Consider the following 15,645-nt stretch of genomic DNA (forward strand, 5'->3'; position numbering starts at 1 on the left):
GGATGCCGGGTACGCGGTAACGTTTGAAGTTGTGCTAACCGGATGGCGGACCGTCTCGCGCGCGCGGGTGCGGCAACACGCCCGAGTTGGCGCGCTGGTGGCAGGCGGTGCCGCGGCGCTGGCGATGGGCGTCGTCGGGTGTACCAGCATCATCGGTGGCAACCCCACGGCGGACACCGCCGAAGCCCCGGCCTACCGCTCCTCGGTGTCGGCGTCGGTGTCGGCCTCCGAGGCGACGTCGAGCATTCGCGAGACCCAGCGGCAGCAGTCCATGACAACCCAGGCGGTGCGCGGCGCGTGCGGCCGGTTCGCCTCGAGCAGCAGCGACGCCGTGGACGTGGTGAACAAGTACGTGGAGGCGTTCAACAAGGGCGGCGACATCCCCGGAACCGCAGGGCCGGCCGTCGAGGCGCTCAACCACAGCGCCGACGAGGTGGCGGCTGCCATCAACGAGAAGATGTCGCCTGAGCTCACCGAGGCGTTCCACGCCTACGTCGAAGCCGCGCGCGGGGTCGCCAACGCGATTTCATCCAAGGCGCCGGTCTCGGTGTACAACGCCCGCAAAGACGAACTCAACCGGGCCAGGGAGCAGGGGATGCAGCTGTGCAAAGCCTTCTGAGCCTTCTTGTCCTTCTGAGCCCACAGAACCCCCGGCGCCCCGGTGCTGTGCAACGATGATGCGCAACACACGGCGCGCTGAGATTCGAAGGAGGTCACACGGTGGTCGCGGCGGATAACGCCCCGAACTTCGCCCGCAAATTGGGCATCGGAAGCAAGCAGTTGGTCCAGGAGTTCGGCTGGGACGAGGACGCCGACGACGATATCCGTGCCGACGTCGAAGAGGCCTGCGGCAGCGAACTGCTCGACGAAGACACCGACGAGGTGGTGGACGTCGTGCTGCTGTGGTGGCGCGACGGCGACGGTGACCTGGTGGACACCCTGATGGACGCGATCACCGCGCTGGCTGACGACGGCGTGATCTGGGTGTTGACGCCCAAGACCGGCAGGTCCGGCCACGTCCAGCCCGCCGAGATCGCCGAAGCGGCCCCGACCGCCGGCCTGATGCCGACGTCGTCGGTCAACCTCGGTGACTGGAGCGCCAGTCGCCTGGTTCAGCCGAAATCCCGGACGGGAAAGCGTTGATGCTGGAAGTCGGTGCGCAGGCCCCTGACTTCACTCTCAAGGACCAGAACCAGCAGCCGGTGACCCTGAGCAGCTTTCGCGGCGAGAAGAACGTTCTGGTGGTCTTCTTCCCGCTGGCCTTCACCGGCATCTGCCAGGGCGAGCTGGACCAGTTGCGGGACCACCTGCCCAGCTACGTCAACGACGACAGCGTGGCCCTGGCGATCTCGGTGGGCCCGCCGCCCACCCACAAGATCTGGGCGACCGAGAGCGGGTTCCTGTTCCCGGTGCTGTCCGACTTCTGGCCGCACGGCGCGGTCAGCCAGGCCTACGGAGTGTTCAACTCCGACACCGGCTTTTCCAACCGCGGCACGTTCGTCATCGACAAGTCCGGGATCGTCCGCTTCGCCGAGATGAAGCAGCCCGGTGAGGCGCGCGACCAGCAGCTCTGGCTCGACGCCCTGGCCGCGCTCAAGGGGTAGCCCTGACGCCGTGACCCGCGAGGGTGCGTGTTTGCACGTCGCCACGCCGCCGTCGGCGGCATTCTGTGCACGCTCGCAGCGGGAGTTGTGACCGTTTTGGGTCTGCGGTTCCGATCCGGGTAACCTGCCCGAGGCAGGGGCGCGTAGCTCAGTGGTAGAGCTCTGGTTTTACACACCAGCGGTCGGCGGTTCGATACCGTCCGCGCCCACAATTGGTTTGATGCGGCGGCCGACGGTCAATGCAGCGGGCATGACCGCATATCCGACCCCAGAAGACCCCGCACCTGGATCCGCACCGTTCCCGCCCGTGCCACCCGCGGGGAACCCGGTGCGCGGCCGCACCGTGCTGTGGACGGCACTGATTGTGCTGATCGGGATGATCGCCCTGCTGATCGTCCTGTCGGCTTAAGCGCTGATAGCGGAAACCCGCCCGGGCAGGCACCCGGACGGGATCGCTGGGCGGCGTGCTCAGTGCGAATGAGCGTGGCCGGCGTGCTCCAGGCCCACCTGATGAACATGCGGATGGCTGTGCACGGTTCCGTCCTCGTGGGTGTGCTCGTGGGTGTGCTCGATGTGGTCGTGCTCATGGGTGTCGTGGTGCTCGTGGACATGGTGCGACATGGTGGCTCATCTCCCTTTCTCGATGGCTCGTTGTCCCAAGGAGGGCAACGCCTGTCCGGCAGCAGCCGGCAGGTTGTTGGCGGCACGGTGATGCGGGGGCACCCCCGGACCGGCATGCTCGGCGTTGAAGACGGCGTCGGTGACCAGTTGGCAGACGTGCTCGTTCTCCATGCTGTAGAAGATCGTGGTGCCCTCTCGCCGGGTGCGCACCAGCCGCGCCATCCGCAGTTTCGCCAGGTGCTGTGACACCGACGGCGCCGGCTTGCCGACGTGCTCGGCGAGTTCGTTTACCGACATCTCCCGGCTGGTCAGCGCCCACAGCACCTGTACCCGGGTGGCGTCGGCCAGCATCCGGAACACCTCGACGATCAGGCCGACCTGATCCTCCGGTAGCCGATCCGCTGGACCATTATCTGCATGCATACGCAAATAATAAGTCTTGGAGCCTCCGGGGTGTCAACCCTCGGCTCGTCCCAGGAGCGGACGGGGCGGTCGGTAGTCTCCAGCGGGCAAGCCGTCAGCACACCAGCGGAGGTAGCCCGATGTCGACGCAGTCCATGCGGCAGCCCATTCACTCCGGGCATCTCACCATCGGCGGCCTCAAGCGCAACAGGGACAAACCGGTGCTGTTCCTCGGCGACACCACGTTGACCGGTGGTCAGCTCGCGGAACGCATCAGCCAGTACATTCAGGCGTTCGAGGCGCTCGGCGCTGACACGTTCGGCCTGCTGTCCCTGAACCGCCCCGAGGTGTTGATGATCATCGGCGCCGGCCAGATCCAGGGACACCGGCGCACCGCGCTTCACCCGCTGGGCTCGCTGGACGACCATGCCTACGTGCTGGCCGACGCCGAGGTCACCTCGCTGATCATCGATCCCACACCGGCTTTCGTGGAACGCGCCCTGGGTCTGCTCGAAAAGGTGCCGACGTTACGACAGGTGCTGACCATCGGCCCGGTGCCGCCGGAGCTCGAAGGGAAGGCTGTCGACCTGGCTGCCGAGGCGGCCAAGTACGACCCGCAGCCGCTGGTGGCCGCGGACCTGGCCGCGGATCACATCGGCGGCCTCACCTACACCGGCGGGACCACCGGCAAGCCGAAGGGCGTTATCGGCACCGTGGGGTCCATCACCGCGATGACGACCATTCAGCTCGCGGAGTGGGAGTGGCCGGAGCGCCCGAAGTTCCTGATGTGCACTCCGCTTTCGCATGCGGGTGCGGCGTTTTTCGTGCCGACGATTGTCAAGGGCGGTGAGCTGGTGGTGCTCACCAAATTCGATCCGGCCGAGGTGCTGCGGGTGATCGAGGAACAGAAGATCACCGCCACCATGCTGGTGCCCTCGATGATCTACGCGCTGATGGATCACCCGGACTCGCACACTCGCGACCTGTCTTCGCTGGAGACGGTGTACTACGGCGCCTCGGCGATGAACCCGGTTCGGCTGCAGGAGGCCATCGACAGGTTCGGCCCGATCTTCGCCCAGTACTACGGCCAGTCCGAGGCGCCGATGGTGATCACCTACCTGTCCAAGGGCGACCACGACCAGAAGCGGCTCACCTCATGCGGCCGCCCGACGCTGTTCGCCCGGGTGGCGCTGCTGGGCGACGACGGCAACCCGGTGGCCCAGGGTGAGGTCGGGGAGATCTGCGTGTCCGGGCCGCTGGTGTCGGGCGGCTACTGGAAGCTTCCGGAGGCCACCGCCGACACCTTCAGGGACGGCTGGATGCACACCGGCGACCTGGCCCGGGAGGATGAAGACGGCTTCTACTACATCGTGGACCGCACCAAGGACATGATCGTCACCGGCGGTTTCAACGTGTTCCCCCGCGAGGTCGAGGATGTGATCGCCGAGCACCCGTCGGTGGCCCAGGTGTGCGTGATCGGAACCCCCGACGAGAAGTGGGGCGAGGCGGTGACCGCAGTTGTGGTGCTGCGTCCGGGCGTCGACAGCGATGACGCCGCGGTGGCCACGATGACCGCCGAGATCCAGTCCGCGGTCAAGGAACGCAAGGGTTCGGTTCAGTCGCCCAAGCAGGTGATCGTCGCCGAATCGGTGCCGGTGACCGCGCTGGGTAAGCCGGACAAGAAGGCGGTGCGTGCCCAGTTCTGGTCCGGCGCAGCACGTTCCGTCGGCTGAGATCAGCTCAGGGCGTCGGCCAGCTGTCGCCACTGCTCCCGTGGGAAGGCGCGCGGGTCGGCGTCCAGCAGCTGGACGCAGACGTGGTCGGCTCCGGCGGCCCGGTGCTCGGCGATCCGGCTGGTCACGGCCTCCGGGGTTCCCCAGGCGATGATCGCGTCGAAGATCCGATCGCTGACGGAGGCGATGTCGTCTTCGGAGAACCCGGACCGCAGCAGGTTGTTGGCGTAGTTGGGCAGCGCCAGGTAGGAGCCCAGCCATTTGGTGCCGATCTCGCGTGCCTCTTCGCGGCTGGAGCACAAGATGGCGGTCTGCTCGGGCAGCAGCAACGGGCCCACGCCGAGCTGTTCGCGGGCGAACCGGGTGTGCTCGGGAGTGACCAGATAGGGGTGGGCGCCGCGGCTCCGGGTGGCGGCCAGCTCCAGCATCTTCGGGCCGAGCGCCGCGAGCACCCGGGAGTCGACCGGGACGGGTGTGTCGGCGGCGTCGAGGCCGTCGAGAAACTCGCTCATCGCGCGCAGCGGTCGGCGGTAGCGCCCGGGATCCCCGGCGTCGATCAGCGGAGCATGGCTGACACCGATGCCGAGCAGGAACCGATCACCGTGGGCTGCAGTCAGTGATGCGTATGACGCCGCCACGTCGGCCGGTGCGTGCATCCACAGGTTCAGGATGCCGGTCGCGATGACCGCCTGGCGGGTGGCTGACAGCAGGTTGCCCACCGAGTCGAACACCGGCCCGCCGACATCGGGTATCCACAGCACGCCGAAGCCCAGTTGCTCCAATTCGGCGGCCGCGTCGGCGGCCTCGCCCTGATCGCCGTAGCGCAGTGGCGCACTCCAGATCCCGACACCCGAGATGTTCACCATCGCCCCAGGATGGCATAGCCGTGCCGGTGGTCTACCGGCGCCGGCCGTACCGGTCGGCGAGTTTCTGCTCGACGCTCATCGGTGGCGCCGGCTCGCCGGTATCGGTCTCGCCGGTCGCGGCCTCGGAGTTCTCCGACCGGCGTGCACGCAGCTCGGCGAAGGCGAAGTAACCCAGTCCGATCGGGGCGAGGATTCCGAACGCTATCCATTGGATGCCGTAGGACAGGAACGGCCCGTTGTCCCGGCGCGGCAGCGCGATCACACCCAGCCCGCCGGGCTGGTCGTCCACCAGTTGCAGGTAGGACCCGGCCAGCGGAATGTGGGTAAACGCCGCGATCTGGTCGGTGTTGATCGAGTACACCTGACGAAAACCGTTCTCGGTGAACGGGTTCTTGCCCGGAATTGCCGGCTGCGAGTCCCGCAGCCGAGCGGTGACGGTGACCTCCGCATCCGGTGGCGGCGCAATCTCCGGCAGCCGCGCCCCGCCGTCCTCGGTGCGCACATAGCCGCGGTTCACCAGCACCGTCGGCCCACCTTTGACCGCAAACGGCGTCAACACCTCGATGGCCGGCACGCCGTCGATCACCCGCAACCGCACCAGCACCTGCGCCTCGGGAAGGTAGCGGCCGGTGGCGGTGACCGGCCGCCACTGCTCATCCGGCGCGAACGAATCCTGATGCGGCAGCAGCGTTGTCAGCGGCACGGGTTCGGCGGTCAGCGCATGTTCGAGCTGGCTGTTCGCCCGGGATGTGGTGGTGTTCTTGCCCAGTTGCCATGGCGCCAGCACGGTGAAGCACAGGTAGGCGAAGGCCAGCACCACCGCCGCCAGGGCCAGCCAGCTCGGGCGCAGCAGGAAGGCCAGGCGTCGCATCAGCTCAGCCGCTCATCGACCCAGGCGTGCAGACCGGGCAAGGCAGCGGCGATCACCGTAAACGACTCCTCGAAATCGTCCAGATCGCCGTAGTAGGGGTCGTCGACGTCAAGGGCAACCGCGCCCGAGCGCGGGTCGAAAGACCGCAGCATCCGGATCCGCTCGGCAGGCGCACCGAGATCCTGCAGCAGCCGGATGTGGTTGCGGGCCAATGCCACCACCAGGTCGGCGGTCGCGTGTTCGTCGCCGAACTGCGCGGCGAAGTGGTCGGTGGGGTAGCCGTGCGCGCGCAGCACCCGGTTGGTGCGCTCGTCGGCGCCCTTTCCGATATGCCAGCCGGCAGTGCCGGCACTGCTCACCCGCACCGCGGTATCCAAGCCCCGTTCGGCGATCTGGTGGGCGAACATCTTCTCGGCCATCGGCGAGCGGCAGATGTTGCCGGTGCAGACGAACGTGACGTGCAGGAGCAGGTCAGACACCGAGCACCTCCCGAAGCTCGGCGATGTCGCCAGCCCGCGTCGTGGCGTCGTCGACAGCATCGTCTCGTCCGTATCCCCAGCCGACCAACACGGTGTCGATACCGTGCGCGGCCGCGCCGTCCACGTCGTGACGCCGGTCCCCGACCATCAGCACCCGCTCCGGCAGCGGTGCCAGTTGGGTCAGGGCATGAGCCACCACGTCGGACTTCGCCGCCCGGGTGCCGTCCACGCTGGCCCCGGCGACCACCTCGAAATACTCGTCCAGCCCGAAGTGGGCGAGGATCTTGCGTGCGGTCGGCTCGACCTTGGAGGTGGCCACGGCCAACCGGACCCCGGCGGCCCGCAGATCGCTCAGCAGCGCGGGGACGCCGTCGAACAGCGTGTTCATCGCCCACCCGCGGCTGGTGTAGTCGGCCCGGTAGGCGGCCATCGCCTGCTCGGCCTGATCACCCAGGCCCATTGCGGCCAGAGTGTGGTGCATGGGTGGGCCGACAAGCTGCGCGGCGAGATCACCCTCGGGCACCGGTGCGCCGATCTGGCCCAGCGCGTGGCGGAAGCTGGCGACGATCCCGGCTGCGGAGTCGGTCAAGGTGCCGTCGAGGTCGAAGATCACCAGTTCGGCGGCGGCGGTGGTGGTGCGTGTCACGGATCTATTGTCCCCGATCGCGTGATGGCGTTTGAATCGCTGCCAGATGCGCGATGGGGACCATGTGTCGATGTGCCCGGCTCTGCGCGACAACGCCCGACGCGCGCATTTCAGCCAGGACGTGCGGTTACCGGTGTGCCGCTGTCGTGCGGGCGAACTCAGCGACGAAATGCCTGGCCAAATCGGCAGCGTGGCGGCGGTATTCGATTTCGCCGATGTTCAGGGCGCCACTGGCGTAACGCGACGAGAGGCGGGCCAGTGCATGGGCTCCGCTGTTGAGCGGATCGCCACGATGCCCCTTCACCCAGACGGGGGTGATCGCGTTCCGGCGGGCATGAATCAGCTGTTGGACCCGCACCAGCCCGGCCGTTTGTCCACCAGCCCGCATGGTGGTGTAGCCGCACGGCAGGTCGTCGTAGCCGGCCATCCAGCGCGTCAACATGGCGATTGCCGCCTGACTATCGCTGATGACGGTGAGCCGACGGTTACGCAGGTGTTGTACGGCCGCGCCGATGGCGCGCAGCTCCGAGATCATCACCGTGTTGGATCCGATCAGCCGCTGCGAATGCCGGAACCCAGCCATCCCGTACTCGCTGGTAGAGGCCAGCCAGCCGTAGCCGGTGAACGTCCCGCGCACCGAGCCGTCGGTAGCCACCCAGATCGGGTCGGCATAGGTAGTCGACGCGGGGAGAGTGCACAGGACCTCGTGCGCCCATAGCGGCCCCTCGTCGAACGTCGTGTTCTCGCCCTGTGGGTGAGGACGAGTACGGTCGCGGGCCTTGTCCGTAGCTGTGCTCATGTACCGGACGCTAGGCGGGGGGTCGGACATCGTTGGCCGTCCGACTCTGCGACTACGGCGGAGAAGTTCGAGAAGAGTCCGCCGTGAACGCAGAGTCGATGTGGGTACTGTTGCACGCGTGACTGCGCGGCTGGCTGACGTCATCGACGTCCTGGATACGGCCTACCCGCCGGAACTGGCCCAGTCCTGGGACTCGGTCGGGCTGGTCTGCGGTGACCCCGACGACGTGGTGAGCTCGGTGACGATCGCCGTCGACGCCACCGCCGCGGTGGTCGACGAGGTCCCCGACGGCGGCCTGCTGCTGGCCCATCACCCGCTGCTGCTGCGCGGGGTGGACACCGTGGCGGCCAGCACCCCCAAGGGTGCCCTGGTGCACCGGCTGATCCGTACCGGCCGAGCCCTGTTCACCGCGCACACCAATGCCGACGCGGCAGCGCCCGGGGTCTCCGATGCGCTGGCCGAGGCGCTCGGGCTCACCGTGGAGGCGGTGCTGGAACCGGCGACCAGGGCTCCTGACACCGACAAGTGGGTGATCTACACCCCGGCCGAGCACGCCGAGGCGGTGCGGGCCGCGGTGTTCGCGGCCGGAGCCGGGCAGATCGGCGACTACGCACAGTGCAGTTGGAGCGTCACCGGTATCGGCCAGTTCCTGCCCGGCGACGGCGCGGCGCCGACGATCGGGCAGGTGGGTGCGGTGGAGCGCGTCACCGAAGACCGCGTGGAGGTGGTGGCGCCGGCACGGGCACGCGGCGCGATCCACGCGGCGCTGCTGGCCGCGCATCCCTACGAGGAGCCGGCGTTCGACATCTTCGCGTTGCAGCCGCTGCCCGCCGGGGTCGGGATCGGGCGCGTCGCCAGCTTGGCAACACCGGAACCGCTGAGCGCGTTCGTCGCCCGCGTCGCCGCGGGGCTGCCGGCCACCTCGTGGGGAGTGCGCGCTTCAGGAGACCCCGACCTGCCGGTGTCGCGGGTGGCGGTCTGCGGTGGCGCCGGCGATTCCCTGCTGAATGCGGCGGCCGCTGCCGACGCCCAGGTCTATGTCACCGCGGACCTGCGCCACCACCCGGCCGACGAGCACTCCCGCCGGTCGGAGGTGGCGCTGGTCGACGTGGCGCACTGGGCCAGCGAATACCCGTGGTGTGCGCAGGCCGCCGACATACTCCGCTCGCATTTCGGTGCGGCCCTGCCGGTGCGCGTCAGCGGGCTGCGCACCGACCCCTGGAATCTCGCGCTCGAAGGAGACCGGCCATGAAGGCTGAAGTGGCACAACAACGTTCGCTCCTGGAATTGTCGGAGCTGGACGCCGAACTGTCCCGGATCGCGCACCGCTCCGGGCACCTTCCCGAGCAGCAGGACCGCGAGCGCATCCAGGCCGACCACGTTGCGGCCTCCGACCGGCTGGCCGCACTGGAATTGGCCCTGGAGGACTTGGACGCCCAAGCCGGGCGCTTCGAGTCGGAGATCGACGCGGTACGCCAGCGCGAGGACCGCGACCGCGCCCTGCTGGATTCGGGACAGACCAACGCCAAACAGGTGGTCGACTTGCAGCACGAGTTGGAGACGCTGCAGAAACGTCAATCCAGCTTGGAGGATTCGCTGCTCGAGCTGCTGGAACAGCGCGAGCAACTGCAGACCCAGGCGACCACCGAGGCCAAAGCGGTCGAGGAGCTCGCCGCGGACCTGACCCGGGTGCAGGAGACCTTGGACACCGCGCTGGCAGAGATCGAGACCACCCGCGGCCAGCGCGCCGCGAGTCGCGACGAATTGGCCGCCTCGATCGACGGCGAGCTGCTGACGCTCTATGAGCGCCAGCGCGCCTCCGGTGGGGTCGGCGCGGCACCGCTGCGGGGCGGCCAGTGCGGGGCCTGCCGGATCGAGATCGACCGCGGCGAGCTGGCCCGGATCTCCGCGGCGGCGCCCGAGGAGGTGCTGCGCTGCCCGGAGTGCAACGCGATCCTGCTGCGGGTCAAGGACTTCGGTTAGCCGCCGATGAAGGTGATCATCGAGGCAGACGGCGGGTCGCGCGGGAACCCTGGACCGGCCGGCTACGGGATGGTGGTGTGGTCCGCCGATCACACCGAGGTGCTCGCCGAAGTCAAGGAGGCGATCGGCGTCGCCACCAACAACGTCGCCGAATACCGTGGCCTGGTCGCGGGATTGACCGAGGCGGCCCGGTTGGGTGCGGCCGAGGTCGCGGTGTTCATGGATTCCAAGCTGGTGGTCGAACAGATGGCCGGCCGGTGGAAGGTCAAGCATCCGGACCTGATCCCGCTGCACACCCAGGCGCGCGAGCTGGCGTCGAAGTTCGACCACGTCCGCTATACCTGGATACCTCGGGAGAAGAACTCGCACGCCGACCGGCTGGCCAACGAGGCGATGGACGCCGCCGCCGGGATCGAGAGGCCCGCCCGGAAGAACCGGGAGAAGGGGCAGAATCCCTCGGCGCCAAAGGCTCCCGGCTGGACCGGCGCAACCGGTACGGCCACTCGGCTGTTGTTGCTGCGGCACGGGCAGACCGAACTGTCGGTACACCGGCGCTACTCCGGGCGCGGCAACCCGCCGCTGACCGACATCGGCCGGCGCCAGGCCGACGCTGCCGCGGACTATCTGGCCCAGCGCGGCGGCATCTCGGCGATCATCAGCTCACCGCTGCAGCGGTGCCGCGAGACCGCCGGTGCGGCGGCGAAACTGCTGGGCCTGGATGCGACCGTCGATGAAGACCTGACCGAAACCGACTTCGGGGCCTGGGAGGGCCTGACGTTCGCCGAGGCCGCCGAGCGCGATCCCGAATTGCACCGACGCTGGCTGAAGGACACCTCCACCGAGCCGCCCGGCGGGGAGAGCTTCGACGCGGTGCAGCAACGGGTGCTGCGCGCGCGCGACCGGATCATCGCCGAACACAGCGGGACCACGGTGTTGGTGGTGTCGCACGTGACGCCGATCAAGACGATGCTGCGGCTGGCGCTCGACGCCGGCCCGGCCATCCTGTATCGGCTGCACCTGGACCTGGCGTCGCTGAGCATCGCCGAGTTCTTCGGCGACGGGCCCGCGTCGGTGCGTCTGGTGAACCAGACGGCCTACCTCTAGCCGGACGCCCCGCGCCTCAGTCGCGCAGGTGCACGCGTTCGCCGTGCGCGCCGAAGATCACGATCGCCTCGGCCGGTCCGCCGACCGCGCCGAACCAGTGCGGCGTCCAGGTGGAGAACTCGACAGCCTCGCCGGGCCCGATCAGGAAATCGTCGTCGCCCAGCACCAGCCGGAGCCGGCCGGACAACACATACATCCACTCGTGCCCCTCATGCACCGGCAACTCCGCCGGGCGGCGGCGCCGCACGCCGACCCGGATCTTGAAGGCGTGCAGACCCCCGGCCGGCCCGTGCCGGGTCAACGGCCAATAGGTGATGCCGTTGTGGCTGTGTGAGGTGCCCCGCACCCGCGGGTCCGGCTGCTGCGGGGCACGCAGCAACTCGTCGGTGCTGACCGACAGGGCCTCGGCCAGCCGGGGCAGGTGATCCAGCGCCAGCCGGCGTTTGCCGGATTCCAGCCGGCTCAGCGTCGATACGTCGATGCGCGCGCGGGTGGCGACGTCCTCCAGGGTCAGACCCTGCTGGGTGCGCAGCTCACGCAGCCGGCGCCGCACCCGAAGATCAACCCCGCCGTCATCATTGCTTGCCTGCATAGCAAGCCACGTTGCCACCACTCGTTGCGAGCCGGCAAGGGCAGGTGCACTTTTCCAGCAACGTTGATTTGAACTCTGTCGCCCAGCAGCGGCCGTGTCATACCGTTACGCCGGAACGGCTGAAGAGAGGTCGCAGATGAAGTGGTTGGGCCCGGACGGTTGGGCGAACCTGTTGGTGGGCGTGCTCGTTGCGTTGGCCATCGCCGACCTGCTGCCCAGGATTCCGTGGTGACGATATGACCACGACTCAAACGGATTCAGACGAGTCCGCATCGGATGCGATCTTTACCAGCAGTCGCCCGCTGGACTACCTGCCCGGCATCGTCTTGCTGCTCACGGTGGGGTTGCTCGGCAAGTACGCCCAGCGGTGGTGGCTGGCATTGGGCCATCACCTGGGCTGGACGGTGCCCGACATCGAATACGTGTTGTGGGCGATTCTGATCGGGCTGGTGATCCGAAACAGCGTCGGACTGCACCGGATCTTTCATCCGGGAGTGCAGACCTATGAATTCTGGCTCAAGGTCGGCATCGTGGCGCTGGGTTCTCGGTTCGTGCTCGGAGACGTCGCCAAACTCGGCGGTATCAGCCTGGTCCAGATCCTGCTCGACATGACGATTGCTGGGGCGATAATCCTCGGTGCTGCACGTCTTTTCGGCTTATCCGGAAAGCTCGGGTCACTGCTGGCGATCGGAACGTCGATCTGTGGGGTATCGGCCATCATCGCCTCGAAAGGCGCTATCCGGGCGAAGAACTCCGACGTCAGCTATGCGATCGCTGCCATCCTTGCCCTAGGGGCGGTGGGCCTGTTCGTATTGCCGCCGTTGGGCCACCTGATCGGCCTGAGCGACCATGAGTTCGGACTGTGGGCGGGGCTTTCGGTGGACAACACCGCGGAGACGACGGCCACCGGGTACCTGTTCTCCGATGAGGCGGGCAAGATCGCCGTGCTGGTGAAATCGACCCGCAACGCCCTGATCGGGTTCGTGGTGCTGGGTTTCGCACTGTACTGGGCGGCGCGTGGGCAGGCAGATCAAGTGGCTCCCGGCTATCGGGCGAAGGCGGCATTCATCTGGCGGCAGTTCCCCAAGTTCATCCTCGGGTTCCTGGTGGTGTCGACCGTGGCGACCGTCGGATTGCTGGACAAGAGTCAGCTCGTCAGCCTGGGCAACGTGTCGAAATGGGCTTTCCTGCTCACCTTCGCCGGCGTCGGCCTGTCCACGGACTTCCGCCAGATCGCCCGCGCGGGCTGGCGGCCACTGCTGGTTGCCGTCATCGGCCTGGTGGTGGTGGCCACGGTGTCCTTGGGGCTGGTGCTGGTGACGTCGCGGGTGCTTGGTTGGGGTGTGGCCGCGGCCTGACCGGCCCTTCACCGGAATTGCCCAGATGGCAAATTGACGTGCCAATCTTTGCTGGGTTCTGCATGCTCGAGGCATGACTGAGTCGGTGCGGGACGTCCGCGAATTCTGGGACGAGTTCTACCTCCAGAAGGTATGGAGTGGCCGGGTGAACGCCCGCCTGGTGGAAGTGGCCACGGAGCTGCCCGCCGGGCGAGCCCTGGATGTCGGTTGCGGCGAGGGTGCCGATGCCATCTGGCTGGCCGAACACGGTTGGCAGGTGGTCGCTGTGGATGTGTCGGCAACCGCGCTGCAACGGGCGGGTGCAGCGGCGCGGGAATCCGATGCCGGGCCGCGCATCCGGTTCGAGCGGCACGATCTGCCGGAGAGCTTTCCCGAAGGCGAGTTCGACCTGGTTCAGGCGCAGTTCCTGCATTCCCCGGTGCACCTGGATCGTGACGCGGTGTTGCGGCAGGGCGCCGCGGCGGTGGCGGTGGATGGAACGTTGCTGATCGTCGACCACGCCGCCGCACCGCCGTGGGCCGGTGATCATGCCAGTAACCACGAATTCCCCACGGTAGAAGGCGTCTCGGCGGCGCTCGGGCTCGACGACACCCGGTGGAACCGACTGCGGGCCGAACGTGTCGAGCGGCCGGCGGTGGGACCCGAGGGGCAGTCGGCGACGATTGCCGACAACGTGTTGGTGCTGCGCCGCGTCGGGTAGTCCCTAAGCGGCGTCTTTCACGCGGTATCTTTCACGCGGCGTCGTGAAAGATCAGACCGAGTGTGTAGCGCTCGCCGGAGCGGATGGGCGAGACACCGTGCCGCACCGGCGCGGTGGACCAACCCCGGGTGGAGCGCACCGGCCGATCACGGGTGGTGAATACATAGCCGTGCCCGTGCGGCAACTGCACGGCAGTGCCCCGGGATTGGGCACGCGGCCGCTGCTCGACGAGCAGGAACTCGCCGCCGGTGTAGTCGGCCGCCGGGTCACTGAGGTTGATCACCACCTGCAGCGGAAACACCAACTCGCCGTAGAGGTCCCGGTGCAGTGCATTCCAGTCCCCGGGGCCATAACGCAGCATCAGGGCGGTCGGTTTGGTCTGTCCGGCCCGGTGGCAGTGATCCAGCCACTTGTCGAAGTCATCGGGCCAGGGGGCGTTCCGCCCTAACCGGGCCGCCCAGTCCCGGGCGATCGGCAGCAGGTGCGGATACAGCGCCCGCTTGAGTTCATCGACCGGATCCGGTGCCGGGGCCGAGAAATACCGGTACTGCCCGGAACCGTAGCGGTGACGCTGCATGTCGACAGTGGCGCGGAACCGGTTGTCGTCCGGGTAGACCCGGCGCAGCCGGGCGGCCTCCGCGGCCGTCAGCAACCGGGGCAGCAATGCGCCGCCGCACTCGTCGAGCTCGGCGGTGATGGAGTCCCAGTCGCCGGCGGCCACCCGCCGCTCCCAGCGCGTCACCGTCGTCGCCACCTGGTTCCTTCCGGTCATGTCCCGTCAAGTGTGCGCCACGGCGCCCAGCAGACGGTGCCGTGCCACGGTTTCGGTCGGTTCGATTAAATCGCCGTGCGCTTAATCCCCGGCGCGTGGCAACCAGCAACTTCCGCGAACGACGCGTTACCAGGCCATTTGGGGGCGTTGACAGCTAACTCGCGCCCTCTTACTGTTCGCCCAACCTTGTCTGAGGAGGGGAGTGACGAATGCGCGGGATCTCAGCAGTGGCATGCGCGCCTGGTGGGGCAGTGGCGGAGCCGTCGTCGGCCGGACGGCTCGTTCGTGCGCGAACGGGGTGACACGTTGGCGCACACCATAGGCAGGCAGCGATGAGCGGGTCCTCCTGGTCCAAGCCCGCAGTCGCCGTCGGCGATTTTGTCGTGCTCGCCGGCGAAACGTTCGCGGCGATGGTGCGACCGCCGTGGGCCTGGGGCGAACTGATCCACCAGATCTGGTTCGTGGCGCGGGTATCAATCGTTCCGACGATCATGCTGTCGATCCCGTACACAGTGCTCATCGTCTTCACGCTCAACATCGTGCTGCTGGAGATCGGTGCCGCCGACCTGTCCGGCGCCGGTGCAGCCCTGGCGGCGGTCACCCAGGTGGGTCCGGTGGTCACCGCGATCGTCGTCTCCGGGGCCGGCGCCACCGCGATGTGCGCTGATCTGGGTGCGCGCACGATCCGCGAGGAGATCGACGCGATGAAAGTCATCGGCGTCAACCCCGTGAACGCGCTCGTGGTGCCCCGCGTGATCGCGGCGACATTCGTTGCGGTGATGCTCTATTCGGTCGTCGCGGTGGTGGGGCTGACCGGAAGCTACGCGTTCGTGGTGTTCGTACAGCACGTCACACCGGGCGCTTTCGTCGCCGGGATGACATTGTTGACGGGCCTGCCGCAAGTAGTGGTGTCGCTGTGTAAGGCGCTGCTGTTCGGTCTGTCCGCCGGGCTGATCGCCTGCTACAAGGGGCTGTCCGTGGGCGGTGGTCCGACAGCCGTCGGAAACGCGGTCAACGAAACAGTGGTGTTCGCGTTCATGGCACTGTTCCTGATCAACATTCTGGCCACCGCGTTCGGCGTGAAGGTTGCGCCGTGACGACTGCCGAACAGGCCA

Annotated in this window: 19 protein-coding genes and 1 tRNA gene; 11 read left to right on the forward strand and 9 right to left on the reverse strand. The window is 67.8% G+C overall.

Going from position 1 to position 15,645, the window contains the following annotated elements:
• Nucleotides 1-31: 31 nt before the first annotated feature.
• The 4 genes from AWC16_RS06420 (at nt 32) to AWC16_RS06435 (ending at nt 1,813) form a co-directional block, all read left to right on the forward strand.
• Entirely contained in the window at nt 32-619 is a 588-nt protein-coding gene (locus AWC16_RS06420) for a hypothetical protein (protein WP_234812146.1), read from the forward strand.
• A gap of 101 nt (nt 620-720) precedes the next feature.
• A complete protein-coding gene (locus tag AWC16_RS06425; RefSeq protein ID WP_085263961.1) occupies nt 721-1,143 on the forward strand; it encodes a DUF3052 domain-containing protein in 423 nt (140 codons plus the stop codon).
• Nucleotides 1,143-1,604: a peroxiredoxin gene (locus tag AWC16_RS06430; protein WP_085263962.1), complete on the forward strand. Its 462-nt coding sequence runs from the start codon at nt 1,143-1,145 to the stop codon at nt 1,602-1,604. Before AWC16_RS06425 ends, AWC16_RS06430 begins: the two co-directional genes overlap by 1 nt.
• Before the next feature lie 137 nt (nt 1,605-1,741).
• A tRNA-Val gene (locus AWC16_RS06435) sits at nt 1,742-1,813 on the forward strand.
• 259 nt (nt 1,814-2,072) lie between these two features.
• Here the strand turns inward: AWC16_RS06435 and AWC16_RS06440 are convergent.
• Complete coding sequence (locus tag AWC16_RS06440) at nt 2,073-2,225, reverse strand: hypothetical protein (RefSeq protein ID WP_207572269.1); 153 nt, start codon at nt 2,223-2,225, stop codon at nt 2,073-2,075.
• A gap of 6 nt (nt 2,226-2,231) precedes the next feature.
• Nucleotides 2,232-2,648: an ArsR/SmtB family transcription factor gene (locus AWC16_RS06445; protein WP_085263963.1), complete on the reverse strand. Its 417-nt coding sequence runs from the start codon at nt 2,646-2,648 to the stop codon at nt 2,232-2,234.
• Nucleotides 2,649-2,767: 119 nt separating this feature from the next.
• On the opposite strand from AWC16_RS06445, the gene fadD8 reads away from it, so the two are divergent.
• Entirely contained in the window at nt 2,768-4,360 is a 1,593-nt protein-coding gene (gene fadD8, locus AWC16_RS06450; protein WP_085263964.1) for a fatty-acid--CoA ligase FadD8, read from the forward strand.
• 2 nt (nt 4,361-4,362) lie between these two features.
• Here the strand turns inward: fadD8 and AWC16_RS06455 are convergent, their stop codons facing one another.
• The 5 genes from AWC16_RS06455 to AWC16_RS06475 form a co-directional block, all read right to left on the reverse strand.
• Nucleotides 4,363-5,223, reverse strand: coding sequence for an LLM class F420-dependent oxidoreductase (locus AWC16_RS06455; RefSeq protein ID WP_085264111.1), 861 nt, complete (start codon nt 5,221-5,223; stop codon nt 4,363-4,365).
• A gap of 34 nt (nt 5,224-5,257) precedes the next feature.
• A complete protein-coding gene (locus AWC16_RS06460) occupies nt 5,258-6,097 on the reverse strand; it encodes an SURF1 family cytochrome oxidase biogenesis protein (RefSeq protein ID WP_085263965.1) in 840 nt (279 codons plus the stop codon).
• On the reverse strand, nt 6,097-6,576 hold the full coding sequence (locus tag AWC16_RS06465) for a low molecular weight protein-tyrosine-phosphatase (RefSeq protein WP_085263966.1): 480 nt from the start codon (nt 6,574-6,576) through the stop codon (nt 6,097-6,099). The genes AWC16_RS06460 and AWC16_RS06465 overlap by 1 nt, the downstream gene beginning before the upstream one ends.
• Nucleotides 6,569-7,222 carry an HAD-IA family hydrolase gene (locus AWC16_RS06470; protein ID WP_165759175.1) on the reverse strand — a complete coding sequence of 218 codons (654 nt, stop codon included), beginning with the start codon at nt 7,220-7,222 and terminating at the stop codon, nt 6,569-6,571. The genes AWC16_RS06465 and AWC16_RS06470 overlap by 8 nt, the downstream gene beginning before the upstream one ends.
• 127 nt (nt 7,223-7,349) lie before the next feature.
• On the reverse strand, nt 7,350-8,021 hold the full coding sequence (locus tag AWC16_RS06475) for a ribonuclease HI (RefSeq protein ID WP_234812147.1): 672 nt from the start codon (nt 8,019-8,021) through the stop codon (nt 7,350-7,352).
• A gap of 118 nt (nt 8,022-8,139) precedes the next feature.
• Between AWC16_RS06475 and AWC16_RS06480 the strand changes: the two genes are divergently transcribed.
• Genes AWC16_RS06480 through AWC16_RS06490 form a run of 3 tightly spaced genes read left to right on the forward strand, consistent with a single transcriptional unit; the run spans nt 8,140 to nt 11,108 of the window.
• The gene (locus tag AWC16_RS06480; RefSeq protein WP_085263968.1) at nt 8,140-9,273 is read left to right on the forward strand and encodes a Nif3-like dinuclear metal center hexameric protein; all 1,134 of its coding nucleotides are present in this window, start codon (nt 8,140-8,142) and stop codon (nt 9,271-9,273) included.
• The gene (locus tag AWC16_RS06485) at nt 9,270-10,004 is read left to right on the forward strand and encodes a zinc ribbon domain-containing protein (RefSeq protein WP_085263969.1); all 735 of its coding nucleotides are present in this window, start codon (nt 9,270-9,272) and stop codon (nt 10,002-10,004) included. The genes AWC16_RS06480 and AWC16_RS06485 overlap by 4 nt, the downstream gene beginning before the upstream one ends.
• A gap of 6 nt (nt 10,005-10,010) precedes the next feature.
• Nucleotides 10,011-11,108 carry a bifunctional RNase H/acid phosphatase gene (locus tag AWC16_RS06490; protein WP_085263970.1) on the forward strand — a complete coding sequence of 366 codons (1,098 nt, stop codon included), beginning with the start codon at nt 10,011-10,013 and terminating at the stop codon, nt 11,106-11,108.
• Nucleotides 11,109-11,124: 16 nt separating this feature from the next.
• On the opposite strand, the gene AWC16_RS06495 is transcribed toward AWC16_RS06490, so the two are convergent.
• Nucleotides 11,125-11,700 carry a helix-turn-helix domain-containing protein gene (locus tag AWC16_RS06495; RefSeq protein WP_085263971.1) on the reverse strand — a complete coding sequence of 192 codons (576 nt, stop codon included), beginning with the start codon at nt 11,698-11,700 and terminating at the stop codon, nt 11,125-11,127.
• A gap of 236 nt (nt 11,701-11,936) precedes the next feature.
• Between AWC16_RS06495 and AWC16_RS06500 the strand changes: the two genes are divergently transcribed.
• Together AWC16_RS06500 and AWC16_RS06505 are read left to right on the forward strand one after the other, a co-directional pair.
• A complete protein-coding gene (locus tag AWC16_RS06500) occupies nt 11,937-13,058 on the forward strand; it encodes a YeiH family protein (RefSeq protein WP_085263972.1) in 1,122 nt (373 codons plus the stop codon).
• Between the two features lie 73 nt (nt 13,059-13,131).
• The gene (locus tag AWC16_RS06505) at nt 13,132-13,758 is read left to right on the forward strand and encodes a class I SAM-dependent methyltransferase (protein ID WP_085263973.1); all 627 of its coding nucleotides are present in this window, start codon (nt 13,132-13,134) and stop codon (nt 13,756-13,758) included.
• Between the two features lie 31 nt (nt 13,759-13,789).
• Here AWC16_RS06505 and AWC16_RS06510 read toward each other — a convergent pair whose 3' ends face one another.
• Nucleotides 13,790-14,530: a 2OG-Fe(II) oxygenase gene (locus AWC16_RS06510; RefSeq protein ID WP_109561307.1), complete on the reverse strand. Its 741-nt coding sequence runs from the start codon at nt 14,528-14,530 to the stop codon at nt 13,790-13,792.
• 332 nt (nt 14,531-14,862) lie between these two features.
• Between AWC16_RS06510 and AWC16_RS06515 the strand changes: the two genes are divergently transcribed.
• Entirely contained in the window at nt 14,863-15,627 is a 765-nt protein-coding gene (locus AWC16_RS06515; protein ID WP_085263974.1) for an MlaE family ABC transporter permease, read from the forward strand.
• Nucleotides 15,628-15,645: the final 18 nt, after the last annotated feature.

The sequence above is a fragment of the Mycolicibacter longobardus genome (genome assembly GCF_002102265.1).
Classification (GTDB): Bacteria; Actinomycetota; Actinomycetes; order Mycobacteriales; family Mycobacteriaceae; genus Mycobacterium; species Mycobacterium longobardum.